This is a genomic window from Gordonia sp. NPDC003504 (genome assembly GCF_053587995.1).
Genome location: NZ_JBSFPC010000014.1, coordinates 64939 through 90813 on the forward strand (window position 1 = coordinate 64939; position 25875 = coordinate 90813).

General features: G+C 66.8%; 26 protein-coding genes. 17 read left to right on the forward strand and 9 right to left on the reverse strand.

Annotation, left to right across the window (positions count from 1 at the left end; translation table 11 throughout):
• Window positions 1-147: 147 nt before the first annotated feature.
• The 3 genes from ACWDPV_RS20830 to ACWDPV_RS20840 all read left to right on the forward strand — a co-directional run bounded on the left by ACWDPV_RS20830 (window position 148) and on the right by ACWDPV_RS20840 (window position 3120).
• Window positions 148-1656: a 4-hydroxyphenylacetate 3-hydroxylase family protein gene (locus ACWDPV_RS20830; RefSeq protein WP_449744539.1), complete on the forward strand. Its 1509-nt coding sequence runs from the start codon at window positions 148-150 to the stop codon at window positions 1654-1656.
• Complete coding sequence (locus ACWDPV_RS20835; RefSeq protein WP_449744540.1) at window positions 1656-2192, forward strand: flavin reductase family protein; 537 nt, start codon at window positions 1656-1658, stop codon at window positions 2190-2192. Before ACWDPV_RS20830 ends, ACWDPV_RS20835 begins: the two co-directional genes overlap by 1 nt.
• Window positions 2193-2310: 118 nt before the next feature.
• The gene (locus ACWDPV_RS20840; RefSeq protein ID WP_449744496.1) at window positions 2311-3120 is read left to right on the forward strand and encodes an IclR family transcriptional regulator; all 810 of its coding nucleotides are present in this window, start codon (window positions 2311-2313) and stop codon (window positions 3118-3120) included.
• A gap of 18 nt (window positions 3121-3138) precedes the next feature.
• Here the strand turns inward: ACWDPV_RS20840 and ACWDPV_RS20845 are convergent, their stop codons facing one another.
• Entirely contained in the window at window positions 3139-3918 is a 780-nt protein-coding gene (locus ACWDPV_RS20845) for an IclR family transcriptional regulator (RefSeq protein ID WP_449744497.1), read from the reverse strand.
• A gap of 76 nt (window positions 3919-3994) precedes the next feature.
• Between ACWDPV_RS20845 and ACWDPV_RS20850 the strand changes: the two genes are divergently transcribed.
• The 3 genes from ACWDPV_RS20850 to ACWDPV_RS20860 are packed head-to-tail and all read left to right on the forward strand — an operon-like array spanning window position 3995 to window position 5804.
• The gene (locus ACWDPV_RS20850; RefSeq protein WP_449744498.1) at window positions 3995-4783 is read left to right on the forward strand and encodes a 2-keto-4-pentenoate hydratase; all 789 of its coding nucleotides are present in this window, start codon (window positions 3995-3997) and stop codon (window positions 4781-4783) included.
• Window positions 4780-5586 carry a 2-keto-4-pentenoate hydratase gene (locus ACWDPV_RS20855; RefSeq protein WP_449744499.1) on the forward strand — a complete coding sequence of 269 codons (807 nt, stop codon included), beginning with the start codon at window positions 4780-4782 and terminating at the stop codon, window positions 5584-5586. The genes ACWDPV_RS20850 and ACWDPV_RS20855 overlap by 4 nt, the downstream gene beginning before the upstream one ends.
• 2 nt (window positions 5587-5588) lie before the next feature.
• A complete protein-coding gene (locus ACWDPV_RS20860; protein WP_449744500.1) occupies window positions 5589-5804 on the forward strand; it encodes a tautomerase family protein in 216 nt (71 codons plus the stop codon).
• Window positions 5805-5856: 52 nt separating this feature from the next.
• Here the strand turns inward: ACWDPV_RS20860 and ACWDPV_RS20865 are convergent, their stop codons facing one another.
• Window positions 5857-6417 (reverse strand): ABC transporter ATP-binding protein, encoded by a 561-nt coding sequence (locus ACWDPV_RS20865; protein ID WP_449744541.1) that lies wholly within the window; start codon window positions 6415-6417, stop codon window positions 5857-5859.
• Between the two features lie 242 nt (window positions 6418-6659).
• Window positions 6660-7172 carry an ABC transporter substrate-binding protein gene (locus ACWDPV_RS20870; RefSeq protein WP_449744501.1) on the reverse strand — a complete coding sequence of 171 codons (513 nt, stop codon included), beginning with the start codon at window positions 7170-7172 and terminating at the stop codon, window positions 6660-6662.
• A 221-nt stretch (window positions 7173-7393) separates the two neighbouring features.
• On the opposite strand from ACWDPV_RS20870, the gene ACWDPV_RS20875 reads away from it, so the two are divergent.
• From ACWDPV_RS20875 to ACWDPV_RS20885, 3 genes are all read left to right on the forward strand, one after another.
• The gene (locus tag ACWDPV_RS20875) at window positions 7394-8302 is read left to right on the forward strand and encodes an amino acid ABC transporter ATP-binding/permease protein (RefSeq protein WP_449744502.1); all 909 of its coding nucleotides are present in this window, start codon (window positions 7394-7396) and stop codon (window positions 8300-8302) included.
• Between the two features lie 273 nt (window positions 8303-8575).
• Window positions 8576-10828, forward strand: coding sequence for a YcaO-like family protein (locus ACWDPV_RS20880; protein WP_449744503.1), 2253 nt, complete (start codon window positions 8576-8578; stop codon window positions 10826-10828).
• The gene (locus ACWDPV_RS20885) at window positions 10821-12062 is read left to right on the forward strand and encodes a hypothetical protein (protein ID WP_449744504.1); all 1242 of its coding nucleotides are present in this window, start codon (window positions 10821-10823) and stop codon (window positions 12060-12062) included. Before ACWDPV_RS20880 ends, ACWDPV_RS20885 begins: the two co-directional genes overlap by 8 nt.
• Window positions 12063-12247: 185 nt before the next feature.
• Here ACWDPV_RS20885 and ACWDPV_RS20890 read toward each other — a convergent pair whose 3' ends face one another.
• Genes ACWDPV_RS20890 through ACWDPV_RS20910 form a run of 5 tightly spaced genes read right to left on the reverse strand, consistent with a single transcriptional unit; the run spans window position 12248 to window position 16852 of the window.
• Window positions 12248-12664 carry a tautomerase family protein gene (locus ACWDPV_RS20890; protein WP_449744505.1) on the reverse strand — a complete coding sequence of 139 codons (417 nt, stop codon included), beginning with the start codon at window positions 12662-12664 and terminating at the stop codon, window positions 12248-12250.
• 12 nt (window positions 12665-12676) lie between these two features.
• Window positions 12677-13438: an SDR family oxidoreductase gene (locus ACWDPV_RS20895; protein WP_449744506.1), complete on the reverse strand. Its 762-nt coding sequence runs from the start codon at window positions 13436-13438 to the stop codon at window positions 12677-12679.
• 11 nt (window positions 13439-13449) lie between these two features.
• Entirely contained in the window at window positions 13450-14931 is a 1482-nt protein-coding gene (locus ACWDPV_RS20900) for an aldehyde dehydrogenase (RefSeq protein ID WP_449744507.1), read from the reverse strand.
• Window positions 14928-15977, reverse strand: a complete 1050-nt coding sequence (gene dmpG / locus ACWDPV_RS20905) for a 4-hydroxy-2-oxovalerate aldolase (protein WP_449744508.1) — start codon at window positions 15975-15977, stop codon at window positions 14928-14930. Before dmpG ends, ACWDPV_RS20900 begins: the two co-directional genes overlap by 4 nt.
• Entirely contained in the window at window positions 15974-16852 is an 879-nt protein-coding gene (locus ACWDPV_RS20910; protein WP_449744509.1) for an acetaldehyde dehydrogenase (acetylating), read from the reverse strand. The genes dmpG and ACWDPV_RS20910 overlap by 4 nt, the downstream gene beginning before the upstream one ends.
• 226 nt (window positions 16853-17078) lie before the next feature.
• Between ACWDPV_RS20910 and ACWDPV_RS20915 the strand changes: the two genes are divergently transcribed.
• On the forward strand, window positions 17079-18167 hold the full coding sequence (locus ACWDPV_RS20915) for a VOC family protein (RefSeq protein WP_348809849.1): 1089 nt from the start codon (window positions 17079-17081) through the stop codon (window positions 18165-18167).
• Between the two features lie 93 nt (window positions 18168-18260).
• Here the strand turns inward: ACWDPV_RS20915 and ACWDPV_RS20920 are convergent, their stop codons facing one another.
• Window positions 18261-18707 carry a hypothetical protein gene (locus ACWDPV_RS20920; RefSeq protein WP_449744510.1) on the reverse strand — a complete coding sequence of 149 codons (447 nt, stop codon included), beginning with the start codon at window positions 18705-18707 and terminating at the stop codon, window positions 18261-18263.
• 570 nt (window positions 18708-19277) lie between these two features.
• On the opposite strand from ACWDPV_RS20920, the gene ACWDPV_RS20925 reads away from it, so the two are divergent.
• From ACWDPV_RS20925 to ACWDPV_RS20955, 7 genes are all read left to right on the forward strand, one after another.
• Window positions 19278-19799, forward strand: coding sequence for an MSMEG_0572/Sll0783 family nitrogen starvation response protein (locus tag ACWDPV_RS20925; RefSeq protein WP_348806035.1), 522 nt, complete (start codon window positions 19278-19280; stop codon window positions 19797-19799).
• A 10-nt stretch (window positions 19800-19809) separates the two neighbouring features.
• Window positions 19810-20709 carry a carbon-nitrogen hydrolase family protein gene (locus tag ACWDPV_RS20930; protein ID WP_348809851.1) on the forward strand — a complete coding sequence of 300 codons (900 nt, stop codon included), beginning with the start codon at window positions 19810-19812 and terminating at the stop codon, window positions 20707-20709.
• Window positions 20702-21037: an MSMEG_0570 family nitrogen starvation response protein gene (locus ACWDPV_RS20935; RefSeq protein WP_348809852.1), complete on the forward strand. Its 336-nt coding sequence runs from the start codon at window positions 20702-20704 to the stop codon at window positions 21035-21037. Before ACWDPV_RS20930 ends, ACWDPV_RS20935 begins: the two co-directional genes overlap by 8 nt.
• Window positions 21034-22353, forward strand: coding sequence for an MSMEG_0569 family flavin-dependent oxidoreductase (locus tag ACWDPV_RS20940; RefSeq protein ID WP_348809853.1), 1320 nt, complete (start codon window positions 21034-21036; stop codon window positions 22351-22353). The genes ACWDPV_RS20935 and ACWDPV_RS20940 overlap by 4 nt, the downstream gene beginning before the upstream one ends.
• Window positions 22354-22456: 103 nt before the next feature.
• Window positions 22457-23512 carry an MSMEG_0568 family radical SAM protein gene (locus tag ACWDPV_RS20945; protein ID WP_348809854.1) on the forward strand — a complete coding sequence of 352 codons (1056 nt, stop codon included), beginning with the start codon at window positions 22457-22459 and terminating at the stop codon, window positions 23510-23512.
• Between the two features lies 1 nt (window position 23513).
• Window positions 23514-24974: an MSMEG_0567/sll0787 family protein gene (locus tag ACWDPV_RS20950; protein WP_449744511.1), complete on the forward strand. Its 1461-nt coding sequence runs from the start codon at window positions 23514-23516 to the stop codon at window positions 24972-24974.
• Between the two features lie 54 nt (window positions 24975-25028).
• The gene (locus ACWDPV_RS20955; protein ID WP_449744512.1) at window positions 25029-25874 is read left to right on the forward strand and encodes a carbon-nitrogen hydrolase family protein; all 846 of its coding nucleotides are present in this window, start codon (window positions 25029-25031) and stop codon (window positions 25872-25874) included.
• Window position 25875: the final 1 nt, after the last annotated feature.

A 25875-nucleotide genomic window follows, 5' to 3' on the forward strand; every position in this document is an offset into this window, starting at 1 on the left:
CCGAATTGCGCGAGCATCGTCGACCGGCCAAGCGCCGCAGGGTATTCGACCACATCCCTGGTTTCCCACCACTCCAAGGAGGAATCTGTGACCACCGCACCGCTTGCCGAACGAACCACCGCCGCCGGCCCCAACGACGTCCGCCCGATGACGGGTGAGGAGTACCTGGAGTCGCTCCGCGACGGACGCGAGATCTATTTTCGGGGTGAACGCGTCGACGATGTGACCACCCATCCGGCATTCCGGAATTCCGCGCGGTCGGTGGCCAGGATGTACGACGCACTGCACACCCCGGACGCCCAGGGAGTCCTCGCCGTCCCCACCGACACCGGCAACGGCGGCTTCACGCATCCGTTTTTCAAGACCGCGCACAGCGCCGACGATCTGGTGGTCGCGCGCGACGCGATCGTCGCCTGGCAGCGGGAGGTCTACGGCTGGATGGGCCGCTCCCCCGACTACAAGGCATCGTTCCTCGGCACCCTCGGCGCCAACGCCGAGTTCTACGGCGACTACGCGCAGAATGCCCGCGACTGGTACAAGAAGTCGCAGGAACGGGTCCTCTACCTCAACCATGCGATCGTCAATCCGCCGATCGACCGGGACCGCCCCGCCGACGAGACGGCCGATGTCTGCGTCCACGTCGTCGACGAGACCGACGCCGGGCTCATCGTGTCGGGCGCCAAGGTGGTCGCCACCGGATCGGCCATCACCAACGCCAACTTCATCGCCCACTACGGACTGCCGCTGCGCAAGAAGGAATTCGGGCTCATCTTCACCGTGCCGATGGATTCCCCCGGCCTGAAACTGCTGTGCCGCACCTCCTATGAGATGAACGCCGCGGTGATGGGCTCACCGTTCGACTATCCGCTGTCCAGCCGGTTCGACGAGAACGACTCGATCATGGTCTTCGACCGCGTGCTGGTGCCGTGGGAGAACGTCTTCGCCTACGACGTGGAGACCACCAACAACTTCGTGATGCGCTCGGGCTTCCTGAACCGCTTCATGTTCCACGGATGTGCCCGCCTCGCCGTCAAACTCGACTTCATCGCCGGCTGCGTGATGAAGGGCGTCGAGATGACCGGTTCGGCGGGATTCCGTGGTGTGCAGATGCAGATCGGCGAGATCCTCAACTGGCGAGATATGTTCTGGGGTCTGTCCGACGCGATGGCAAAGTCACCCGACGAGTGGGTCGGAGGTGCGGTCCAGCCGAACCTGAACTACGGCCTGGCGTATCGCACCTTCATGGGTGTGGGATATCCGCGCGTCAAGGAGATCATCCAGCAGGTGCTCGGTTCCGGCCTGATCTACCTGAACTCGCATGCCTCCGACTGGGGTAACCCCGACATCGAGCCCTACCTGAACCAGTACGTCCGCGGCTCCAACGGCATCGCCGCGATCGACCGCGTGCAATTGCTGAAGCTGCTGTGGGACGCGGTCGGCTCCGAGTTCGGCGGCCGTCACGAACTGTACGAACGCAACTACGGTGGCGACCATGAGGCCGTCCGCTTCCAGACCCTCTTCGCCTACCAGGCCAGCGGTCAGGACCTCGCACTCAAAGGCTTTGCCGAACAGTGTATGTCGGAGTACGACGTCAACGGCTGGACCCGACCGGATCTGATCAACAATGACGACCTGCACATCGTCCGGGGCCGATGATGGACACCGCGTCTCACCCTGCTACCGGCGCCGATCTGGATCCGTCCCCGCTGCGCATGCGAAAGGCACTGGGCCGCTTCGCCAGTGGCGTCACCATCGTGACCACCGCCGAAGGCGAGAGCGAGGAGTCGGTACACGGCATGACCGCGAACGCGTTCACGTCGGTGTCGCTGGACCCACCGCTGGTCCTCGTGTCCATCGCCAACCGGGCCAGGATGAACGCCAAGATCGCCGAGACCGGTCGGTACGGCGTCTCGATCCTGGCGTGCGATCAGGAACCGCTGTCCCTGCATTTCGCGGGTGCGGCATCGGAACCCGACCTCGTCCGGTTCACCTGGCGGCGTGGGGTTCCGCTGCTCGACGGCGCGCTGGTACATCTGTCGTGCACGGTGACCGACAGTCACCCGGCCGGTGACCACACGCTGCATGTCGGACGCGTCGAAGAACTCTGGTTTGACGACGGGCATCCGTTGCTGTTCTACACCGGCAGTTTTCGCGCCCTCGAACTCCAGGGAGATGACAGCTGGGGGTTCTGATTCCGATGAATCCACCGGCATGTGCCGCTGAGCGGCACATGCCGGTGGACATCCCTCCTCGACCCACACATAGTGGCCTCCCAACCGGGCCAGGCAGGTTCAAGAAAGGTCTATATCCATGGCAGCGTTGCAGACGGTTCAGAAGATCGGACCGGTGTTGGACCTGTTCACCGTGGCCCGCCCCGAATGGGGCGTGTCGGAAGTCTCGGCGGCCATCGGCGTCCCCCGGTCAAGCGCCCACGCGCTGCTCGCGTCGCTGGTCGACATCGGTCTGCTGCAATGTCGCTCCCGCGGCCGCTACCGCATCGGCTGGCGCATCGTCGAACTCAACGAGACCCTGCAGGGTACCGTCGATGTGAAGACCTGTGCCGCACCGATCTTGGCGTCGCTGTCGGAGAGATTCGGTGAAACCACCCATCTGGCCATCATGGAGCGCTACCGCGTCATGTACGTCGACAAGGTCGTCGGCAACCAGGTCATCAACGTGTCCGGGGCACGCATCGGTGCCCACCTCGATGCCCACTGCAGCGCGGTCGGTAAAGCACTTCTCGCGCATCGCCATCCGGGCGAGATCGAACGCAACGTGCTGAATGCGCCGCTGAAGCGATACACGGCGTCGACCATCACGAATCCCGCCGAACTCACCCGTGAACTGAAAGCCGTTCTGCGTCATGGTTGTGCGTTCGACACCGGCGAGGCCGTCGCCGATGTCAATTGTGTTGCCGCACCGATCCGAGACGAGATGGGCGTGGTGGTCGCGGCCATCTCGATCACCGCGCCGGCGAACCGGTTCGTGGCCGCGCAGCAGGAGTTCCGGCGGGCGGTCATCACGGCGGCGGGTGCGGTGACCAAGTCGCTGTCCGAATCCGTGACCGGCGAGTCGGTCGGTGATACCCAGGTCTCCACGCTGCACGCGATAGCCGGATGAGGAGCCCGGATGAGACGCTCAGTGGTGCGTGAGCTGACGCGACAGTCCCAGCGCCGCGGTCCGCACGGCCGCGGCGGCCTCGTCGAGGTTGATTCGGTTGTGCCAGCCCGACACCGAGATCCCGGCCACCACCTCACCGTCGCTGCCGACCACGGGACTGGCCACGCAGACGACGCCGGGACGCGATTCCTCGAGGTCGAAACTCACTCCGCGTGCACGGATGCGGGCCAGCTCCGCGGTGAAGAGACCGGGGTTGGTGATGGTGCGTTCGCTCAGTCGCGGCAATCCGCCTGCGACGATCCGGTCCAGCACATCCGCCGACGAGAAGGCGAGAATCGCCTTGCCGATGGCGGTTCCGTGCGCCGGCCAACGACCGCCGGCCCGGGTGGGCAGCGGCGGCGCCGTCGGGCTGCGCAGCACCTCGAGGTAGACCACAAAGGTGTCGTCGAGAACGGCCAGATGCACCGAATGACCGGTCGCCTCACGCAGATCGGCCATAAACGGCGCCGCCGCGTCGCGCAGATCATTGCGCCGCGGAACCCGCTGACCGAGCACGAACAGATGCATGCCCAGGCGGTAGCGAGTGCCGTCCCGTTCGAGCAGGCCACCCGCCACGAGTTCGCCGGCGGTCCGCTGCGCACTGGACTTCGAGATGTCGCTGCGGCGAGCTATCTCCGAAATCCCCAGTCCGAGTTGCGAAGCGGCCACGACATCGAGGATGCGAATCGCCCGCGCCACGGTACCCGGGGTCGCGTTGCCACGTCCGTCGTCCCGTTCTCCGGCACGATTGCTCTGCATGTCGGAACAGGGTGCCGCACACCGCTCGCTTCACGCAAGCACACCCACACCCTTCCCCCACACAGAAAGCACACCCATGCCCGATGATGTCCAGGTGACCGCCGAGGCGTTCCTCGACGCATATCGCCACATGCGGCCGATCGATCCGATCACCGACCGATTCACCGACGCCCCACTCTCCACGGCCTACGAGATCGCCCTCGCCCAGGTCGAGGACTGGGTGAAGAACGGCGACACCATCAAGGGCCACAAGGTCGGGCTCGCCTCTCGCGCGATCCAGCGCCAGATGGGGGTGGATCAACCGGATTTCGGGCACCTCACCGCGAGCATGTTCCACCTCGAGAACGCACCCATCCCGGCAGGCACCTTCATCCAGCCGCGCATCGAACCCGAGGTCGCGTTCGTCCTCGGTAAACCTCTGCGCGGACCGGGAGTGACCGTTGCCGAGGCCGCCGCCGCCGTCGACTTCGTGCTGCCGTCGCTGGAGATCGTCGACTCCCGCATCACCGGCTGGAAGATCGGCATTTTCGACACCATCGCCGACAACGCCTCCTCCGGTGGTGTGGTCCTCGGCAGCCGCCCCTCCCGGCTGTCCGATGTAGACCTGCGGCTGTCGGGCTGCAACCTGCACGTCAACGGCGAACTCGTCGCAACCGGCGCCGGAGGTGCGGTGCTCGGCTCGCCGCTCAACTCCCTCGTGTGGCTGGCCAATACCGTGGGACCGCTGGGGGTGACGCTGGAGCCGGGACACGTGGTGCTTCCCGGATCGATGACGAAGGCGGTCCCCATCTCCCCCGGCGACACCATCGTCGCGGACTTCGCCGGAATCGGCAGTGTCACCGCACTTCTGGAGGGAACGAAATGACCACAGCATCGGAGACCCCCACCACCGCCTGGAGCGCCGGGCGGGTGGCCGATACCCTGCTGAGCGCCGAACGCTCACGGACGGCACGGACGTCGATCCGCGCCGAATGGCCGGACCTGACACTCGACGTCGCCTACGCCGCACAGGATATCGCCCTCGCCGATCGCCGGGCACGCGGCGAGACCGTGGTCGGCATCAAGCTCGGACTCACCTCACGCGCCAAGCAGCAGCAGATGGGTGTCGACGAACCGTCGGTGGCCTGGCTGACCGATGCGATGGCGTTACCGGCCGGGCTACCGGTTCCGCGTGATCGGCTGATCCACCCGCGCGCCGAACCGGAGATCGCCTTCGTCCTCGGACGCGAACTGAAGGGACCGGGCGTCACCGCCGCCCAGGCGATGGCCGCCGTCGACTACGCGGTGGGCGCCATCGAGATCATCGACAGCCGCTACTCCGGGTTCAGGTTCAGCCTCGAAGACGCTGTCGCCGACAATAATTCGTCCGGCGTGTACATCACCGGGCCGGTGATGCGCCGACCCGAGGAACTCGATCTGGGATTGGAGGCCTGCCTGCTGGAGGTCGACGGCGACGTCGTCGACAGTGCGACCGGTGCTGCCGTCCTCGGCCATCCGGGGGAGGCGTTGGCGTTCGCCGCCAACACCTTCGGCGCGCGTGGGGTAACCCTGCAGCCGGGTTGGGTGGTGCTCACCGGCGGGATGACCGACGCGGTCCCCGTGGCGCCGGGTGCTCGCGTGGCCGCGCACTTCACCTCGCTCGGCTCCGTCACCGTCGCAGGGGGCTGAGCGTGCCGTTCATCGACGTGACCATCGCGCAGGGACGCAGTCCCGAACAGGTTCGCGCGCTCATCCACGAGCTGACCGAGGCGGCGCACCGCACGCTGGGCGCACCGATCGCCAACATCCGGGTGGTGGTGCGGGAGGTCCCCACGACACACTGGGCCGCCGGTGATGTGACGATCGCCGAACGGAAGGAGCCGAACACCGTGTCGTCGCGGGAGTAGCAGCGTCTCGCGGGCGAGGGGAGATGGTCGAGGCCGCGAGTGCCGAACCTGCTCACCGGCCGATCAGCAGCCGCACCCGACCATCGGCGTCGTCGCGCCGGGCGGCGACGCCGTACACCCGCGTCACGCATTCGGCGGTGAGCACGTCCGCCGGCCGCCCGTCGGCGACGACCTCGCCCTGATCCATCATCACCACCCGATCGCAGTAGGCGGCAGCGAGATTCAGATCATGAAGAGCCAGCACGGCGGTGATCGGTGAATCGGCCACACGAGCCAAGATCTCGTGTTGGTGTCGCAGGTCGAGATGGTTGGTCGGCTCGTCCAGGATCACGATCCCGGCGCGCTGAGCGAATGCTCGTGCCAGCAGCACCCGGCGGCGTTCACCACCGGACATCTCGGTCAGGGTGCGGTGGAGCAGCCCGGTCAGTTCCCACGTGCGGGCCAGGTCCTCGATCGCGGCGTGGTCGGTCTCGCGGTAGGGCCGCCAATCGGGCAGACCCGCCGAACGTCCCAGCAAGAGTACGTCTCGAGCCGTGAAAGGCAGGTCGGTGTGTTCGTCCTGTCCCACGGAGGCGATGATGCGGGCGCGCTCGGAATCGGAGTGGTCACCGATGTCGCCGTCCCCGGATGCGGCAGCACCCGCGGGTGGGTTTCGCGATTCCCGCCAGCACCCTCAGCACGCTGGTCTTACCCGACCCGTTGGGCCGACGAGGGCGACGGTCTCACCCTCGTGGACCCGCACGCATACCTCACGCGCTGCCGGCACACCCCGATGCTCTACGAGGACGCCGACCGCTTCCACTGCTGCGGTGCTGGATGTGGTTCGTGCACCGCCGGGTCCGGCCGCGCCGGCAGTCACCGAGAACTGTCCTGCGAACCGGTGGCCGCCACCACCTGTTCGAGACCGGCCACGGCCGACGGCGACGGATTCGACGAGGCAGCCGGCACCATCACGATCCGTCCGGCGCGGACGGCATCGAGGGCCGCCACACCGGGTTCGGCGAGGAACTTGGCACGGGCCGCTTCCTCGGTCTCGCCGTATCCGCCGTAGTTGAGCACAATCCACTGTGGCTGACGCTGAATGAGGCTCTCGGTGGAGATCTGCGCATAGGTGTCGGCCTGGTCCGCGTAGGCGTTGCTCAGTCCGGCCGTGGTGAGTACCGAATTCGGCAGCCCCGCACCGCCATAGGCCGAGAGCGGGTCCTCGGACGAGAAGTAGTACAACCACGCGGCCGACTGCCCGGTGGGGTCACGGCGGGCCGCTGCCACTCGGGCGTCGAGCGCATCGGCGGCGTGATCGGCGGTCGCGGAGGTTCCGAAGACAGTGCCGACGCGCCGGACATCGGCGGTGATCGTGACGAGATCCACTGCCGGCGCCGCATCCGCCTCGGCGTCGTGCCCGCACCGCCTTGGACGGTCAGCAACGTGATCCCGGAGTCACGGATCAGCGGGCACGACGGGCATTGGCCGTGCGCGGTGGCATCGAACAGGGATTGATCGAAGCATCCACCGTCGGGATTGTGCTGACGGCTCTCGGTCTGTCCGTTCAAGCGGTCAGCTCGGGGACATTGGCCCCCACCATGGTTCCGGTGATCGTGACCCTCGCCGCCGCCGGCGTCTCACCGGCCGTCGCCATCACCGGCGCCGTCGGCAAACTCGGCGAGACCTCTGCCGCCGCCGCGCGAGTGGATGAACTCATCACCACCCCCGGAGTTCGTCCACAGACGAGTCCCGACGAACCCGAACCGGCCATCACCTCGGCCGAGGTGCGGTCGGACGCACTGACGGTTCGCTACCCCGGCACCACCGAACCCGCCGTGCGCGACCTCGATCTGGACGTCGACGACGGCGAACTGGTGGCCATCGTCGGAGCCAGTGGCGCAGGCAAATCCACCATCGCACTGGCGCTCACACGACTCATCGCCGAGGAATCCGGTCGAATCTCCATCGGCGATGTGGACGTGGCCCGGCTGTCGCCGGAACGGACCCGCGAGCACGTCGTCCTCGTGGGTCAGCACACCCACATCTTCCATGCGAGTGTGCGTGAGAATCTGCTGCTGCCCGCGGCCGACGACGTACGCATCTGGGAGGCCCTAACCAACGCCCGACTGGCGGAACGGATTCGACGGCTTCCGAGAGGACTCGACACCGTCCTCTCCGAGCGGGGTGCCGATCTCTCCGGTGGCGAGCGGCAGCGACTCGGCCTCGCACGTGGCCTGCTGAGATCCCCCGATGTGCTCATCCTCGACGAGCCGACCGCGGGGCTGGACCCGAACACCGAGGCCGAGTTCCTGTCCGCTCTCGCCGCCGCACGGCGCAACCGCACGACCATCGTCGTGACCCACCGCGCCTCTGTCATGGCGGCGTGCGATCGAGTCGCCGTACTCGCGGCCGGAACCATCGTCGCGACCGGTCGTCACGACGATCTCATCGTCAGCTCACCGCACTATCGCGAGCTGCACGGATCATCCGACGATGACGGTGCGACGCCCTCGTGAGTCGCACTCTCGTTGTCCCCCAACCGATTCATCACGCACACACTGAGAGGAGGTGAAACATGTCGGAGATCACGATCGTCGCTGTCGAAGAGGCGCGTGCCGAGGAGGCGGTGCTTGCACCGAACTCCAACCATCACGGCCACGTGGCAACCGCCTTCTCCTGGGAGTGATCCCGGGCCGGCGGTGACGCGGCCCCGGTAACCACCGGGGCCGCGTCCCTCCCCGTCGGTCGCCACACCTGTTGTCCTGCACGACACTTCCCTGGAGAACTCCATGTCCGCCGCCTCCGAGTCCATTACCTCCGAGTCCGTTACCGCCATCTCCACACCGGTTCCCCTCGTCACCGAGACACTCCGCCCGGTCGTCGGCGTGGAGATACGATCCCTCGACGACCGGTCATGCGTGATCAGCCGCGGCGAGGCGCACCACATCATCGGGCTGCCGGCCGCAACCGTGACGATGCTGATCGCCGCCTGGCAGGCCGGACGCGACGAGTTGGTGAGTGCGGACCTCACGCGCGCCGCGCATCCGCTGCGTGCGTTGATCGGAGATCGTTCCGTCGAAGGCGCGAGTACCGTGCGGTCGGTTGCGCCACAAGACATCCGGCGACGGGGTATCGATGCACTCATCAGCGGCGATGGTGAGGCCGTCGATGCGATGGTCACGCTCACTCATCCTGACGACCGCCTCATTCCCGTCGAATGGACCGGGGCGCGCGCTGTGGTGAATCAGGCGTTCACCACCAGATCACCTCTGGTGGTGGTTGTTCAGGGCTCACGAGAGTCGGATCTGATCGACATCGACCGGATGTGCCACGACATGCGGGTCACCTGGCTCCCGGTGGAGATCACCCGCGGACGCCTGTGGGTGGGTCCCGTGGTCACGCCGGGACTCGGCGCCTCGTATGAGGATGCGGCGGCGCTCCGACTCGCGGCAGCACGCGACCCACGGGTCCATCGTGTCCTGCGGACACCGCCCATCACCGGCGATCACGGTCCTCGTCCACGTTCGCTCACAACGCTTCTCGACGCCGCACTGGACATCATCGCCACCACATCACCGTCAGCAGCCCGCGCAGGGGCCGGTGATGTCGTCCACGAACTCTGGATCGACCCAACCGGAGACGTCGACCACCGCAGACACCCGGTACTCCCGATGCCGTCCCGGCGCACCACACACCGCCCCCATACCATCGACGACCTCGTCGACGACCGAACCGGTGTGATCGTAAGGGTCCGCACCGTCACCCACGACGCGAGCGTTCCGGCCGCCCTCGCCACCCGACAGGCCGACGTCGGCGACATCCGTGCAGTCACTCCGTGGGCCAACAACATCCTCTGTCAGGGTTCGGCTTTCGACGACCCACGCTCCGCTGAGTTGGCGGCGTTGGGAGAGTCGGCCGAACGATACTGCGGCAACATCCTCGATACCCTGCCGGTCACCTGGGGCTCCTATCACGAACTCGTACGCCGGGGTGTTCCGACGCTTGATCCGGCCGAACTCATACTCTACAGCGATACCCAATATCGTTCTCCGGGTTTTCCTTTCGTCCCTCTGACCCGTGATCTGCGGATCCACTGGGTTCCCGGGCGGAGGCTCGGCGATCGCTCGGAGATCCTCGTTCCCGCGTCGCTGGTCTATGTCAATTGGTACTCGGCCGGGTTCGCGGCCGCCCCACCGACCAACTTCTGCGCCTTCGCCGGGATCGCGGCCGGACCCGATGAGGACTTCGCCGTCGCGAGTGCACTCGAGGAGATCATCGAGCGTCACGCCACCATGATCTGGTGGCTCAACGCCTTACCCCTGCCCGCTGTCGCCGGTGTCGAGTTACCCATACTTGCAGACGGACTGCGTCACCATGTGATCCGTCTCGACAACGAGTTCGGCGTACCCGTGGCGGCCTCGGTGGTGCACGACGATGCCCACTCGTTGGTCAACGTGGGCTTCTCGGCGCGACCGCGGTTCGGCGACGCCGCACTCAAAGCACTCACCGAGGCCTTCACCCTGCAGGAGGGATCACGCGATCTGTTGCGTGCCAACGGCCTGCACTGGAAGGTGATGGCCGACGGCGAGCTCAACGGCCGAGCCTTCAAACCGTGGCGAGCCGATCGCGCATACCTGGATGACTTCCGCCCCGACATGCACGACTGCGACGACCTCATGGTGCAGCAGCAGGTCTACCTGGATCCGCGGGCCGGTGAACGTATGGCGCATCTGCTGAAACCGGCCGCCCGGATCGCGATCTCCGACATCGCCGAACTGCCCTCCCGATCGGCATCGCAGTACGGTGACACGTTGCACGCCAACGGTATCGACCCGGTCGTCGTCGACATCACCACCGACGACATCGGCAGTACCGGCATGCGGGTGGTTCGTGTGCTCGCCCCGGGCACGGTCGGGAATGCTCCTGCCGCCTTCCCGTTTCTCGGTCGGGCACGAGTCATGGACGTACCTGTTCAGCTCGGCTGGCGCGAGCGCCCGCTCGCCGAGACAGATCTCAACTACTTCCCCATGCCCCATGCCTGAGATGTTGCACGCCATCCGGATCCGCCATTCCGCCGATATCCCTGAGGCATTCCGGCACCACCAGATATCGCTGCCCCGCCATGATGGTGTCGACGCGCAGGCCGTGGTGGTCGATCTCGATGAGTCCGATGACGCGGATCGTCTTCGCCTCGCGGCGGTGCGTCATTGGTGGTCGGCCGACCATTCCCGGCTGCCTCGCCGGGTCGGACGGATGACCGAGTTGTCCGAGGAACATTCGCCCGCGCTGAACGTCGCCGATCTGGGATTGATCAATCCGGCGCTGGTCGCCGAACCGGGCTGCCCCGTCACCACACCGGGAGCCGACGTCCGACGAACCTGGGTGGCGGCGACCCGATATCGCGTTACCGAGAGTGACCGGCCACCGCAGAAGCGCTGTGGATGGGTGCCGTACACCCTCGCGTTTGCTCGGGGATGGGATACCAAACCTGCTGAGCCCAAGGATCATCCACCCTTCCTATCCGGGCTGGGTGCCGGCCTCACCCACGCTGCCGCGGTAGACGATGCGTGGGCCGCGCTCGCCGTCGAGGATGCCTTGTGGCGGTGGTGGGCCGCCGAACAGCCCGAGGTGATCGAGACGGCGTCCGCGATGCATCCCGAGGTGAGTGATCTTCTGGGCCCGGCGCCAGGGCCGGTGACCCTGCAGGTGCTGCCCGCCCGCCTCGGCGGCGTGGTGACCCTGGCCGCGGTCGACGATGGCGAGATCATCGCGTTGGGCGGTGGATACGGAAACGATGCTCGGGCACAACGCTCCGCGATCGCGCGAGCGTTCTGGCAGCTCGTCGTCGCCCGTTCGTTGAGCGACGCGGGGAGCGCAATGTATCGCGCCGGTACCTCGGGGCTGCCGGCACATCGGACCGACCGAGGATATCTCGCAGCCTCCGGTCCCCGACACCGGACTTTGCTCGATCCCATTGCGCACGTTCAACTTCTCATCGATCCGGTGGTGCGCAACCTCATCCGAGATCGCCTGGATGCTCCGGCACGCCTTGACGATCGGAAAACGGCCACGGACTCCGGCGGGCGCGTCGCCGCGTTGTCGACACCACCGCACGACGTCGCGTGGCGGATCGACCTGTCACCACCGGACAATCCGTCCGGCGTGTGCGTCCGACTCCTCGTACCCGGCACAGCGACGATTCCGCTCGGCGCTTTCCCGCCCGATGCGGTCGTGACCGCGACACCCTCGGGAGTGACGCCGTACCCCGGGTGGTGATATTCGCAGTGGCCATCACCGATCACACGGTGAACACGCGACCTGCGTTGCAGACCCAACTGTCTGCTGACCGGATCGGATGCACAGTCGACGCTGAGTGGCGCACGCTCGAAAGGAAAGGGCGCACACTCGACGCAGAGTGGCGCCCACTCGACGTGAAACAGCGCCCACTCGGCGCACGAGGGTCAGGGGGTACCTGCGCGGGCTCTGATCTCCGATGCACGCGCGCCCGACGCCGGACGGCCCGCGATCCCCCAGTTGTCCGGGTCGACCTCGATGATCTGTCCACGCACGCCGGCGCGGTCGACGTCGAGGACGTCCACGATGAGGTCGGTGAACCCCGCGAGTAGCTCCTGCCGCTGCTCGACGGGACGTCCGGCCAGGACGATCGCGGTGAAATATGGTGCGACAAACCCACTCTCGGCGACGAGCTCCCCGGCCACCGTGAGGTGAGCGGGGTCATAGTGCACCAGGAAGGTCCGCACCCGCTCGATCGGAGAGTCGAGGACTCGCGAGTAGGCTGCCGCCGCCTCGGTCAGCAGTCGGCGCTCCTGATCGGGTGTCGCCGCTCCGACGGGCAGGTGAAAGTGGGCTACCGGCATGGTCTTTCCCTTCTAGAGAAGTCCGTGGCGCACGCCGCCGTCGGCGGTGAGGACGGCGCCGTGCAGGACGTCGGCTTCCGGCGCCAACAGCGTTTCCACCACCCAGGCGATCTCCTCGAGCGTGGGTAGACGGCCCAGCGCGGTCTTGGCGCGGTAGCGCGCCCAGATCTCCTCGATCGCTTGCCCGGTCTGCTGCGACTCGGTCTCGATGATCGCGCGCAACCGAGGCGTGTCGATGGGCCCGGGCGCGACGGTGTGCGTGGTGATTCCCTTCGGCCCGTACAGCGCACTGATCTGCCGCATCAGGTTCAGCAGTGCGGCATTCGCGGTGCCCGGGCCGGCATCGAGCGGACCGGGTTCGATACCGAGCGATCCGGCGATCGCCACGAACCGCGATCCCGGCACGAGGTGAGCCCGCACCGCGTGCAGCAGCCGCACCGGCCCGGCCACCTTGACGTTGGCAGCGGTCGCCAGCGCCGACGGCGTGATGGTGTCCACCGAACCCTTGACCGGCAGACCGGCCGCGAAGATCGCCATCCGGACGGGCGCGTCGAGCGCTGCCCGAATGTCGTCGACCGCGGCGTCATCGGCGATATCCGTGCGGCACGACACGATCAGAGGGCTCGTCGTCGCGAGTTTGTCGAGCTGCTCCTGTGAACGGGCCACCGCCACCACCCGATGGCCGCGACCGACGAGTCGCTCGACGATGACCGATCCCATCGCGCCCGTGGCGCCGACCACCACACAGGTCTCTGCCGCGGCGTGCTCAGACATGCCTGCCGCACTCACTTGCGTAGCCGGATGGTCACCGCGCGGGGCTCGGTGAAGAATTCGCGGGAGTACTGACCGCCTTCGCGGCCGAGTCCGCTGATTCCCTCCCCACCGAACGGCAGGCGCAGATCCCTCTCGAAGAAGGTGTTGATCCAGACGGTCCCGGCCCTCCATCGCGCTGCCATTCGATGAGCGCGATCGAGGTTCTGCGTGAACAGCATTCCGGCCAGGCCGTACGGGGAGTCGTTGGCGATCCGCAGCGCCTCGTCCTCGGTGTCGAAGCCGATGACCGTCTCCACCGGGCCGAAGATCTCCTCGCGAGCGGTGCGGGACTCATTGGTGAGCCCGGTGATCACCGTCGGCGGGTAATAGAAGCCCTTGGCATGTGCGGCACCGGTGAGCCGCTCGCCTCCCGTGATGACCTTCCCACCCTCCTCCTGAGCGAGTTCGACGTACCCGGCGACCTTGTCGAGGTGACGTTGTTCGATAAGCGGCCCCATGAATGTCCCGGAATCCTTGGGATCGCCGACGGTGAGCTTGGCGGCCTCTTCGGCGAAACGCTCGATGAAGGCTTCGCGGATCGAGTTCTGCACCAGTAGTCGTGAACCCGACAGGCACACCTGACCGTTGCCCCCGAAGATCGCACGAATCGACATCGGCACCGCCACATCGAGATCGGCGTCGTCGAAGACGACATTGGCCGACTTGCCACCCATCTCCGCCGACACCGGTGTGTGATTGAGTGCTGCCGCCTGCAGGATGTGGACGCCGGTGGCGCTCGACCCGGTGAAGGTGATGCGGTCGACTCGCGGGTCGGAGGTCAGTGGTCCGGCAACGCCTTCGCCGCCGAAACCGTGCACCACATTGAGCACTCCGGCAGGCAGGCCGGCCTCCAGGGCGATCTCGGCGAACCGGTTGGCGGTCAACGGGGTTTGTGGTGCCGGTTTGAGCACCACGGTGTTACCGAAGGCCAGCGCCGGTGCGATCTTCCAGGTGGCCAGCATCAGCGGCGCATTCCACGGACTGATCGCCGAGACGACTCCGGCCGGCGGGTAGAGCACATAGGACAGCAGGTCGCCGTCGGGGTAGGCCTCGCTCGCGGCCATCGACACATAGTCGGCGAAGAATCGCAGATTGTGGGCGACCCGCGGGATCTCCGCGTGCAGCGACTGCGTGATCGTCTTGCCCCCGTCACGGGTTTCCAGCTGCGCCAGTTCTTCTCGATGCTCGTCGACGGCGTCGGCGACGGCGCGCAGGACGGTGGCGCGTTCCTTGGGTGACATCTGCGGCCACGGTCCTGTGTCGAAGGCGGTGCGCGCCGCGGTGATGCCGGCCGCGCCGTCGTCGGCGGTTCCGCGGGCCACATTCGCCAGCAGTGTGCCGTCGTGCGGATCTCGGGATTCGAAAGTTGTTCCGTCCGAGGCACCATGCCAGTCGTCACCGATCAGGTGACGAATCTCGACGGGTGTTGAAGTCGGTGCTGGTGTGGTGGTCATACCGCCGCCACCTCCGGGGTCTCGTAGGTGCGGCCGGCCAGTTCGGAGGCAACATCGATGATCATGTCCTCCTGCCCGCCGATTACCCCACGCCGGCCGAGTTCGAGCAGGATGTCGCGGGTACTGACGCCGAACTTCTTGGCGGCGCGTTTGGTCGGGTGGAAGAAGGTCGAGTACACACCGGCGTAGCCGAGGACCAACGCCGTCTCGTCGACGATCTGCGGTTCCTTCATCAGTGGCGCGACCACGTGTTCGGCGGTGTCGATGAGCGGGAAGAGATCCACTCCGGTGTCCCATCCGGCGCGTTCGAAGGCCGCGGCGAGAACCTCGGTCTGGGCGTTGCCGGCGCTCGCGCCGAGACCGCGCAGCGAGCCGTCGATAAAGGTGGCGCCGTTCTCGGCTGCGGTGAGCGCGTTGGCGATTCCGACGCCGAGGTTGTTGTGGGCGTGGAATCCGATGTCGGCGGAGATTGCCGACCGTAGTGCGGCGACCCGTTCGCCGGCCTGCTGCGGCACCATCGCACCTGCGGAGTCGACGACGTAGACGACGTCGGCGCCATATGAGTCCAGCTTGGCCGCCTGTTCGGCGAGTGGCTCGGCCTCGAGTTTGTGGCTCATCATGAGGAAGCACATGACGTTCAGGCCCTTGTCTTTTGCCCACTCGACCGGTTGCTGACCACAGTCGGCCTCGGTGCAGTGCACGGCCACCCGGACGGTGGAGATGCCCGCGTCGATGGCGCCCTGCAACTCGTTGAGGGTGGCGATTCCGGGGACGTACAGCGCGGCGATCTCGGCGTTCTCGACGGCATCGACGGCTGCGCGTACGTATTCGGGATCGGTGGCGGCGGCGAAGCCGTACTGGATCGACGAGGCGCCCAGCCCGATGCCGTGGGCGACCTCGATGGTCGGTACCCCGGCACGATCGAGTCCGGCGGCGATCGCCGCGACATTCTCAGTCGTGAATTGGTGTGACACGCTGGACATTCCGTCGCGCAGCGTGGTGTCGACGAGGGTGATCTCGCGGTTCGTGGTCGGCTGGTCGGTCATCGTGTTGCTCCTGCGACGAGGTTCTGCTGGGCCATCACGTCGGCGACGCGGACGGCGGCGGCGGTGATGATGTCGAGGTTGCCCGCGTAGGTGGGCAGGAAGTCGCCTGCGCCAACGACTTCGAGCATCACCGTGACGAGATCGCCTTCGACGTCGACGAGTTTGAGGGTGTACCCCGGCACGTACTCCTGCACTCGGGCCACCATGTCGACAACGGCACGTTCGATGGCTGCGGCATCGGCGTTGCGCACCTTCGCATAAACGGTGTCCCGCATGTTCATCGGTGGTTCGGCCGGATTGATGACGGAGATGGCCTTGGCCTTGTCGGCCCCGGCGACCTGCGCGAGGGCACGTCCGGTTTTCTCGCTGAACTCGCTGAGATTCTGCCGCGTTCCGGGGCCGGCGCTCGCCGACGCGATGGCGGCGACGATCTCGCCGTAGGCGGCCTCGGCAACCTCGTTGATGGCGTACAGGATCGGGATGGTGGCCTGTCCGGCGCAACTGACCATGTTCACATTGGGCGCGCTGAGGTGCTCGTCGAGATTGACGGCCGGAACCACATACGGACCCACCGAGGCCGGCGTGAGGTCGATGGCGGTGATACCGGCATTCGCATACCGCGGGGCTGCCGCAGCGTGGATCTTCGCCGAAGTCGCCTCGAAGACAAGATCGGGCAGATCCGGTTGCGCCAGCAGCCAATCCACTCCTCCGGCGGAGATCGTGAGGCCTTCGGAATCTGCGCGGCGCAATCCCTCGCTGTCCGGATCGATCCCGATCATGTACACCGGATCGACATGCTCGGATCGGAGCAGTTTGTACATCAGGTCCGTCCCGATGTTGCCCGACCCGACTATTGCGGCGGTCAACCGACTCATCGTGTTCTCCCTTGTTCGCTGACGCGTTGGCACCGACGCTAGGCAGTTGGTCCCTGCTCGTGAGCCCGGTCACGGGGTATCCGGACAGACGAGCCCGTCCCGACGACGTTGTTCGGTATTGCCGAACGGCAGTGATGGCGGTCACAGAGTTGGTCCATCCTCGTCTCATCCGCAGATGGATGGCACCGCCCAAGCGGTTCGCCAATGAGTCACCACAGGAGATCCGATGACCGAAAATCCCGGCCGTTTCGACGTTGCCCATCTGGCACGCTGCGAGCTGCTCAGCCCCAAGCCTCAGGAGACCGAAGATTTCTTCACCCGGTTCCTCGGTATGTACGTCACCAAGCGCGAGGGGCAGTCGGTATACCTGCGCGGCTATGAGGACCCCTACCAGTGGAGTCTGAAGATCACCGAGTCCGCACAGCCGGGCATGGGCCACGCGGCAATGCGCACCAGCTCACCCGAGGCGCTCGAGCGGCGCGCGAGGTCCCTTCAGGACGGAAACGTCGAAACCTCCTGGCACGAGGATGAATTCGGCTACGGAAAGACGCTGTCATACAACACCGCCGACGGCCACGACTTCGCACTGCTGTGGGAGGCCGAGAAGTACGTCGCGCCGGCGGAACTGCAGAGCAAGATCCTGTCCCGGCCGTCGAAGAAGCCGCTGCAGGGCATCCCCGTCAAGCGCATCGATCACCTGAACCTGATGGCATCGGATGTGACCGCGGTGAAGAACGAGTTCGAACGTCACCTCGGCTTCCGCACCACCGAGCGCGTCGTCGACGGTGACGTCGAAATCGGCGCCTGGATGAGTTCCAACCTGCTCGGTCACGAGGTCGCCTGCATGCGCGACATGACGGGCGGTCGGGGCAAGCTGCACCACCTCGCCTTCTATTACGGCACCGGCCAGCACAATGTCGATGCTGCGGAGATGTTCCGCGACTACGACATTCAGATCGAGGCCGGTCCCGACGTGCACGGCATCACCCAGGGCCAGTTCCTCTACGTCTTCGAACCCGGCGGCAACCGGATCGAGCTGTTCGGTGAGGCCGGCTATCTGCACCTCGATCCCGACGCGCAGACCAAGACCTGGAACATGGCCGAGATCGACACCGGTCTGGCCATCGGCGGCGCGAAACTTCCGTGGGAGACCTACTTCACCTACGGGACCCCGAGCCCGCTGTCACTCGATCAGCACATCGAGCAGTTCGCCCACTTCGGTCCCGGCGCCGAACTACCCGAGGCCGAAGCTGCGGCGGAGAACATCCCGGCCGAGATCGATCACTCGCGCGCGGTCGCCGGCGCCCCGGTGTAGGCGCGCCACATCACGCCGCCATCACGCACATCGGCGCGGAACCCTCAGGTTCCGCGCCGGTGTTGTGTTCGCCGATGTTGTGTTCGTGGAAGACTACTTTCCCGGCCCGGGCTGCGGCGGTCGTCCACACTGAACCCAGTTCCCCACCAGGACAGCGTGGGCCAGCGCGGCGACCAGGAATCCGACGGAGGCCACACCGAGTCCGGTCTGCGTCGACCAGTAGCCGAGTACCGACAACGGCACCGCGATCGCACTGATCGCCGAGGCCACCCAGCACCAGCCGAATCGTCGTAACGTCACGGCGACGGTGGACATCAGCGCGCCGGCCACGCCGAGTCCGATGGCGATCTCACCGAGGATCGTGCGGACACCGTCGGCGTCGCTGGTGATCCACGCGGTGACGGTCGCCGCCGCAAGCACCACGATCGTGGTCCAGATCACCCGGACCGAGCGCGGACGCAGCGGGACCTCTGCCAGCACCTTGCGCTCGATCTTGCGCAACGAAGCCGCGAACCCCGGGTCCAGTTCGAGCCCTGCCACTACTCTCCGATCGTCGGCCACTGCTACCAGTGTGCTCCCCGTGTCGAGGGACGGCATGGACCGGGGTGACGCGGCCAGCCCACTGACAGCGCTCTCCTCCTCGCTGACAGCGCTCTCCAGCCCACTGACAGCGCTCTCCTCCTCGTTCACAGCGCTCCCAGGTTGATCGGCTCCAGCCGATTCTTACGAGGCCTCGGGGCTCGTCGCCATCTCTGGATCCAGTGCACGGCACGTGACCGCCACCGACAGTGCGCACTCTCCCGCATCGGAGGCATCCCTCGCCGCACCCACTCGACGCTGAACGACACCCACTCGACGCGGACGAGCGCACACTCGACGGGAATGAGCGCACACTCGACGAAAAGGACGCCCAACTCGACGAGGCGTGTTACACAGATCGGCCGTTCAGTTGTTCCGTTTGTAACCACCACGAAATACGCTGGCGGTCTACTTGATGCGTGGCCGAGAGTTCGACGGCCCGCCCGGAACCTGATCCGGAATCTCCCCGGCAATGTCGCCGAATCTGAATCTTCACTTCCTGCAGAGCTTTCCGCACCCTCAAGGAGTCCCATGTCCCTCGACGACACCATCACCGAGAACATCGCCAAGTCGCTCGCCGAGATCCCCCATCCTTCGCTGCCCAAGGGGTCGAACATCTACGGCGGCACCAAGATCTTCCCCGACTACCAGGCCGAGGACGGCGAGACGTACTTCACCCTCGTCCACGGTATCGCGCACGAGTCGTCGGTGTCATTCGTGGCGGTGCTGCAGGCCACCCGCGCACTGCGCAAGGGATTCGAATCCGCCATCTACTTCTACGGCCCCGGCGCCATCAATTGCCTTGCCACACGCGGCTTTCCGAAGACCGGCGACTCCGGATTCCCGGGTGAGCAGAACATCAACGACTCCCTCGCCACGTTCATCTCCGAGGGCGGCACCGTCTTCTGCTGCCGGTTCGGCCTGGCATTGCACGGCGGCCGCGAAGAAGACCTCATCGAAGGTGTCATTCCCGCGCACCCACTCGACGTGCAGGACGCGGTCATCCACTACGCCCGCAAGGGCGCCATCATCAACTCGACCTACATGGTCTGACGAGGATGCCATGACCATCATCGGATCGGTCGCGGCCAACTTTACCCGCGACCTCGAGCAGAACTTCCAGACGATCGCCGAGTATGTGGCGCAGGCTCGTGAGCACGGCGTCGACTTCCTCGTCTTCCCCGAGGCCGCCATCGGCGGCTACCTGTCGAGCCTCGGCAATCACGGTGACACCATCAAGAACACCCAGCGGTCACTGCCGCCGGCGATTCGTCTCGACGGCCCGGAAATCGCTCGGATACAGTCGATTATCGGTGACATGCTCATCGCCATCGGTTTCTGCGAACTCGCCGACGACGGCGAAACCCGTTACAACGCGGCCGCACTCCTCGACGGCACCCGAATCTACGGCAGTTACCGGAAGGTGCACCAGCCACTGGGCGAGAACATGTCGTACTCGTCGGGCACCGACTACGGGGTCTTCGAGACACCCATCGGCCGAGTCGGTCTCCAAATCTGTTACGACAAGGCGTTTCCCGAAGCCGCCCGGATCATGGCCCTCAAAGGTGCCGAGGTCATCGCCAGCCTGTCGGCGTGGCCGGCCGCGCGGACGGCAACCGCGGAGAACCTGCAGGAGGATCGCTGGACCTACCGGTTCAACCTCTTCGATGTCGCCCGCGCCCTGGACAATCAGGTGTTCTGGGTGGCGTCTAATCAGGCGGAAACCTTTGGCTCCCTTCGCTATGTCGGCAACGCCAAGATCGTCGACCCCGGGGGAAACATCCTCGACTCGACCCTGCTCGGGAGCGGACTGGCCATCGCCGACGTCGACATCCCCGACACCTTCCGCACCATGCGCGCAGGCATGTTCCATCTCCGCGATCGACGGCCCGACGTCTACGGCACGTTGACCGATGTCGACGCCACCGGCGCGGCGGCCTGGCGGAGTCTGTCGCATGCCTGAGATGACCTTCACCGTACGTTGGCCCGATGGTGCTGTGCGCGAATATTATTCACCCAGTCTGGTCATGCACGATCACCTGGATTCGGGAGCGGACTACACCGTCACCGAACTGCGTGATCGCGCCACCACCGCTCTCGGCGAGGCGGCCGAACGCGTCCGCGCCAAGTACGGATTCGCATGCACGTCGGCCGCCGCCTCCGCGGCCGACATCACCTCCACCGCAGGCGGCTACGACGACGATGCCACCGTCACCGTGATCACCATGTATCCGCCACTGCCCCAACCCACTTCCTCCAGCTCCTCCTCCCACCACCCGGAGTCACCATGAGCACACCGGCTCATCCCACCCACCACATCCCTGTCGTCATCGTCGGCGGCGGCCAGGCCGGCCTGTCGGTCAGCTGGTACCTGCAACGAGCCGACATCGACCACCTCGTCGTCGAATCCGGCACCCTCATGCACGCCTGGGCCGACAAGCGGTGGGACAATTTCACTCTCGTCACCCCGAACTGGCATTGCCGACTGCCCGGACACACCTACGACGGCGCGGACCCCGACGGATTCATGACCCGCGACGAGGTCGTCGCGTGGTTGTCGAGGTGGCTGGATACCTTCAGTCCTCCCGTACGCGAGCACACCACGGTCACCCGCGTCCACCAGCCGACCGCGCACGGGTTCCAGGTGACACTTCACTCGCAGGTTGCCGACGCCGGAGCCGGCGACGAGATCCTCACCTGCGATCACGTCGTGATCGCCACCGGCGGGTACCCGCTGCCGGTGCTACCGCCCTACGCGTCATCACTCGATCCTGCTGTTGCCCAGATTCATTCGGAACAGTACTTCCACCCCGACCAACTCCCCGAGGGCGGCGTGCTGGTCGTCGGATCGGGCCAGTCCGGCACCCAGATCGCCGAGGACCTGCATCTGGCCGGCCGCGAGGTCCACCTCGCCATCGGCAACGCACCCCGCGTCGCGCGGACCTACCGCGGCCGGGACTGCATGACGTGGTTGGCCGAGATGGGTGTGTATGACATTCCGGCGCAACAGTATCCGGGCGGACGGGCGGCGCAGGAGAAGACCAACCACTACGTCACCGGCCGGGACGGTGGCCGCGACGTCGACCTGCGCCAGTTCGCCCGCGAAGGAATGCGCCTCTACGGTGCGCTCACCGGCGGCAAGGACGATCACCTCACCTTCGCCCCGACTTTGACCGGATCGCTGGACCGGGCCGACGCGGTGTACAACTCCATCTGCTCCGACATCGACCGCTACATCGACACCCAGGGGATCGACGCTCCCCCGGCGTCGCGGTACGAGCCGGTGTGGACACCCGAGGCCGGTCCCACCGCACTGGACCTCACCGCGGCCGGGATCACCAGCATCATCTGGGCCATCGGGTACCGGCCGGACTATCGCTGGATCGAGGCCAGCGCCTTCGACGGCGCCGGCCGCCCGATGCAGACCCGCGGAATCACCGCGGTCCCCGGACTCAGCTTCATCGGACTACCGTGGATGCACACCTGGGGATCCGGCCGATTCCTCGGAATCGACCGCGACGCCCACCACGTCGCCGACAGCATCACCACCGCATTGCGCCGGGGCAACCCCGGTACGCACGCCAGTCCGGTCGGCATCGCGTCCTGATCGACCCGCCTCACCCACACCCGCACCAGCCACACCCGATCGATCCGCAACGACGCGGCACCGACCTCGCCCCAGCGCATCCCGCGAGCGAACGGAGCACACCATGACAGCATCCACCCGGGTCGACCTCGCACTCCTCGGTATCCGGGGCACACCCCCGGTCCATCGAACCGGCGGTGCCGGCCCCAGCGACGACGGCCACCTCATCGTCGATGGCCTGGACGCGGCCATCCCCCGAAACCCCGACAGTCCCTTCGTCTTCGACGGCAGCCGGGTGCTGCGCGACGGCGACGACACCGGCTTCGAGATCGGAGTGATCGGCCGCCCGAGGTTCTACGATCTGCGCACCGACGACGGCATCGCCTACGAACAGATCGCCAGACTCCACGGCCGGAATGTGCTGGCCACCACCGTGGTTCAGACGTGCATCCGCTACGGCGAGGATCAGCGCTGCCGATTCTGTTCCATCGAGGAATCCCTGCGATCCGGTTCCACGGTGGCGGTCAAACGCCCCGAGCAACTCGCCGAGGTCGCACGGGCAGCAGTGGAACTCGACGGCGTGACCCAGATGGTGATGACCACCGGCACCTCCGCCGGAAAAGACCGGGGCGCAAGACACCTGGCGCGCTGCGTTCGGGCGGTGAAGCGGGCCGTACCGGATCTGCCGATCCAGGTGCAGTGCGAACCGCCCGCCGACCTCTCAACCATCACCGACCTGCGAGATGCCGGCGCAGACGCCATCGGCATCCACGTCGAGTCGCTCGACGACGCCGTCCGCCGGCGCTGGATGCCCGGCAAATCGTCGGTCCCGTTGAGTGAGTACCGCGCGGCGTGGGCCGAGGCGGTACGTGTCTTCGGGCGCAATCAGGTCTCCACCTACCTCCTCGTCGGACTCGGCGAGGACCCCGACGAGATGATCTCCGGTGCAAAGGAACTCGTCGACTTGGGGGTGTATCCGTTCATCGTTCCGTTCCGTCCGCACGCCGGGACCCTCGCCGTCGACGTGGACAAGGCGCAGGCTCCCGACCCGGCGATCGTCGAGAAGATCAGTCGGGAGGTTGCCGCCCACCTGGCCTTCACCGGAATGGCCGGCACCGACCAACGCGCCGGATGTGCGGCCTGCGGCGCCTGCAGCATCCTGGCGAGCGTGGGAGGCTGACATGCTCGACGGACGGCCCCGGCCCGGCACACTCGCGCACACCACACCCGCCCCCGCCGCATGTCCCGCACCCCGGGAACTCTCGATTCTCGCCGGCCGGCGCGCGGCACCCGCGCCTGCCTTTCTGATCCGGGTGGCCGACGACCCGACCACACTGGCCGCGTATCACGCTCTGCGACATCAGGAATTCGTCGTACACCAAGCACTGTTCGCCGGCTCCGACCGCGATCACGTCGACGACGACCCGCGCACCGATGTGCTCGTGGCCGTCGCCGGTGACACCGTCGTCGGCGGAGTGCGTGTGGCACCGATGCACTCGCCCGACATCGGCTGGTGGGCGGGCAGCCGATTGGTGGTCGCCCACACCGCGCACGCCGGCGGGATCGGACGGGCGCTGGTGCGGGCCGCCTGCGCACACGTCGAGCAGGCCGGCGTCCTGCGTTTCGACGCCACCGTGCAGGCCAGGTACGCCACGATGTTCGCCTCCCTCGGGTGGGACGACACCGGGACCGGGGAGACCATCGGGGAACGTGCCCACCGTCGAATGCGGTGGCCGCTGCACCGGATTCAGCGGACCGCGGACTCCACCAAATCCCTCCTCGCCGATGTGCTGGCCCCGCTACGTCACCAGGACGGCGGTCTCGGTCCGGACGGATTCCGCGGTGACGACGGAGTGCCCCTGGACGGTTCCGACATGATCGCCGCCTGCGATGCGATCATTCCGGCCATGGTGGACCGCGACCCGGAATGGGCGGGGTGGTGCTCGGTTCTGGTCAACATCAACGACCTGTCGGCGATGGGGGCCACACCGACAGCCCTTCTCGATGCGGTCGGCGCACCCACCACCGCACACCTGCGCCGCATCGTCGGAGGTATCGCGGGGGCGGCGCAGGCCTGGCGCACCCCGGTGGTGGGTGGCCACACGCAGGTCGGCGTTCCCGCATCGCTGTCGGTGACCGCGCTCGGTCGCACCACCGAGCCGATCGCGGCAGGCGGCGGGCGCGTCGGCGACGTCGTGTCCGTGGCGGCCGATGTCGGCGGCTCGTGGCGACCGGGGTATCACGGCAGACAGTGGGACAGCACCAGTTCGCGCAGCGCCACCGAACTCGGCGAGCTGGCCGCACTGGTACAGCGGCTACGTCCGGCCGCCGCCAAGGACGTCAGCATGGCCGGGCTCGCGGGCACCCTCGGCATGCTGGCCGAGGCGTCGGGGACCGGAGCCGAGCTCGACGTCACCGCGATTCCCCGACCCGACGCGGCGACGATGGGTGACTGGCTCACGTGTTTCCCCGGATTCGCCATGCTGATCGCCGACCGCCAACCGGCCGCCGACGCGGGTGGTCCGGCGGTGACCGCATCCTGTGGTCGTCTCACCGCCGCACCCGGGGTTCGGCTGCGCTGGCCCGACGGTGAGGTGACCACCGCCGTCGCGTCGACGGTCACCGGACTGGGGGTGGCGTGATCACCGTGCCCGCCCGCGCCAACCGCGGCGCGTTCCTCAGTAGAGTTCGCTGACATGAGCACGGTCACCCTGGGCGCGCTGGCCGGGCACTTCGGCCGCGACCTCACGCGCGGAGTGGACAAGGCCGTCGGGATCATCGAGGCCGCCGCCCGCGACGGCGTCGACCTTCTGGTGTTTCCCGACGCCGCGCTCGGCGGATACATCGGTGACCTGCGACATCCCGACCCCGAGGATCTGCCGCCCGCCATCGACCCGGCCGGGCCCGAGGTGGCGGCGATCATCGCGGCGGCGGGCCCGATGACGGTGTGCATCGGATACACCGAGGCCGCCGGCGACGTCCACTACAACGCGGCGATCTGCGTCAACGGCGACGGCATCCTCGGGTCACATCGCAAGGTCCACCAACCGGCCGGCGAATCGGAGGCGTACGCGGCGGGCGATTCGTTCCGCACCTTCGACACCCCGGTGGGACGGATCGGTATGCTCATCGACTACGACAAGACCTTCCCCGAATCGGCGCGTACCCTCGCCCTGCACGGCGCCCGGGTGATCGCGGCGCTGTCGGCGTGGCCGGCCAGTGTCACCGACCGCGCCACCCGATTACCCGCCGACCGGCAGTCCCGGCTGTTCGACCTGTATGACTGCGCCCGCGCCGCGGAGAATCAGGTGTTCATGGTGTCGTCCAACCTCACCGGCATCACCGGGTCGTTGCAGTTCCTCGGTCAGGCCAAGGTGGTCGGGCCGGGCGGCGACGTGCTGGCCACCACCCGATCCAAGGGCGGCCTGGCCAAGGTGGAGGTCGACATCGACGCCGAGATCGGCCGCGCCCGAAGGGTTCTCAACCATCTCACCGAACTGCGTCCCGACATCTACGCCACCGATCCGGTGCGGGAGAGGTGAA

Coding starts and splice junctions, on each gene's coding strand:
- ACWDPV_RS20830 (WP_449744539.1), top strand. CDS start 148: ATGACGGGTGAGGAGTACCTGGAGTCGCTCCGCGACGGACGCGAGATC.
- ACWDPV_RS20835 (WP_449744540.1), top strand. CDS start 1,656: ATGGACACCGCGTCTCACCCTGCTACCGGCGCCGATCTGGATCCGTCC.
- ACWDPV_RS20840 (WP_449744496.1), top strand. CDS start 2,311: ATGGCAGCGTTGCAGACGGTTCAGAAGATCGGACCGGTGTTGGACCTG.
- ACWDPV_RS20845 (WP_449744497.1), bottom strand. CDS start 3,918: ATGCAGAGCAATCGTGCCGGAGAACGGGACGACGGACGTGGCAACGCG.
- ACWDPV_RS20850 (WP_449744498.1), top strand. CDS start 3,995: ATGCCCGATGATGTCCAGGTGACCGCCGAGGCGTTCCTCGACGCATAT.
- ACWDPV_RS20855 (WP_449744499.1), top strand. CDS start 4,780: ATGACCACAGCATCGGAGACCCCCACCACCGCCTGGAGCGCCGGGCGG.
- ACWDPV_RS20880 (WP_449744503.1), top strand. CDS start 8,576: ATGTCCGCCGCCTCCGAGTCCATTACCTCCGAGTCCGTTACCGCCATC.
- ACWDPV_RS20885 (WP_449744504.1), top strand. CDS start 10,821: ATGCCTGAGATGTTGCACGCCATCCGGATCCGCCATTCCGCCGATATC.
- ACWDPV_RS20890 (WP_449744505.1), bottom strand. CDS start 12,664: ATGCCGGTAGCCCACTTTCACCTGCCCGTCGGAGCGGCGACACCCGAT.
- ACWDPV_RS20895 (WP_449744506.1), bottom strand. CDS start 13,438: ATGTCTGAGCACGCCGCGGCAGAGACCTGTGTGGTGGTCGGCGCCACG.
- ACWDPV_RS20900 (WP_449744507.1), bottom strand. CDS start 14,931: ATGACCACCACACCAGCACCGACTTCAACACCCGTCGAGATTCGTCAC.
- dmpG (WP_449744508.1), bottom strand. CDS start 15,977: ATGACCGACCAGCCGACCACGAACCGCGAGATCACCCTCGTCGACACC.
- ACWDPV_RS20910 (WP_449744509.1), bottom strand. CDS start 16,852: ATGAGTCGGTTGACCGCCGCAATAGTCGGGTCGGGCAACATCGGGACG.
- ACWDPV_RS20915 (WP_348809849.1), top strand. CDS start 17,079: ATGACCGAAAATCCCGGCCGTTTCGACGTTGCCCATCTGGCACGCTGC.
- ACWDPV_RS20925 (WP_348806035.1), top strand. CDS start 19,278: ATGTCCCTCGACGACACCATCACCGAGAACATCGCCAAGTCGCTCGCC.
- ACWDPV_RS20930 (WP_348809851.1), top strand. CDS start 19,810: ATGACCATCATCGGATCGGTCGCGGCCAACTTTACCCGCGACCTCGAG.
- ACWDPV_RS20935 (WP_348809852.1), top strand. CDS start 20,702: ATGCCTGAGATGACCTTCACCGTACGTTGGCCCGATGGTGCTGTGCGC.
- ACWDPV_RS20940 (WP_348809853.1), top strand. CDS start 21,034: ATGAGCACACCGGCTCATCCCACCCACCACATCCCTGTCGTCATCGTC.
- ACWDPV_RS20945 (WP_348809854.1), top strand. CDS start 22,457: ATGACAGCATCCACCCGGGTCGACCTCGCACTCCTCGGTATCCGGGGC.
- ACWDPV_RS20950 (WP_449744511.1), top strand. CDS start 23,514: ATGCTCGACGGACGGCCCCGGCCCGGCACACTCGCGCACACCACACCC.
- ACWDPV_RS20955 (WP_449744512.1), top strand. CDS start 25,029: ATGAGCACGGTCACCCTGGGCGCGCTGGCCGGGCACTTCGGCCGCGAC.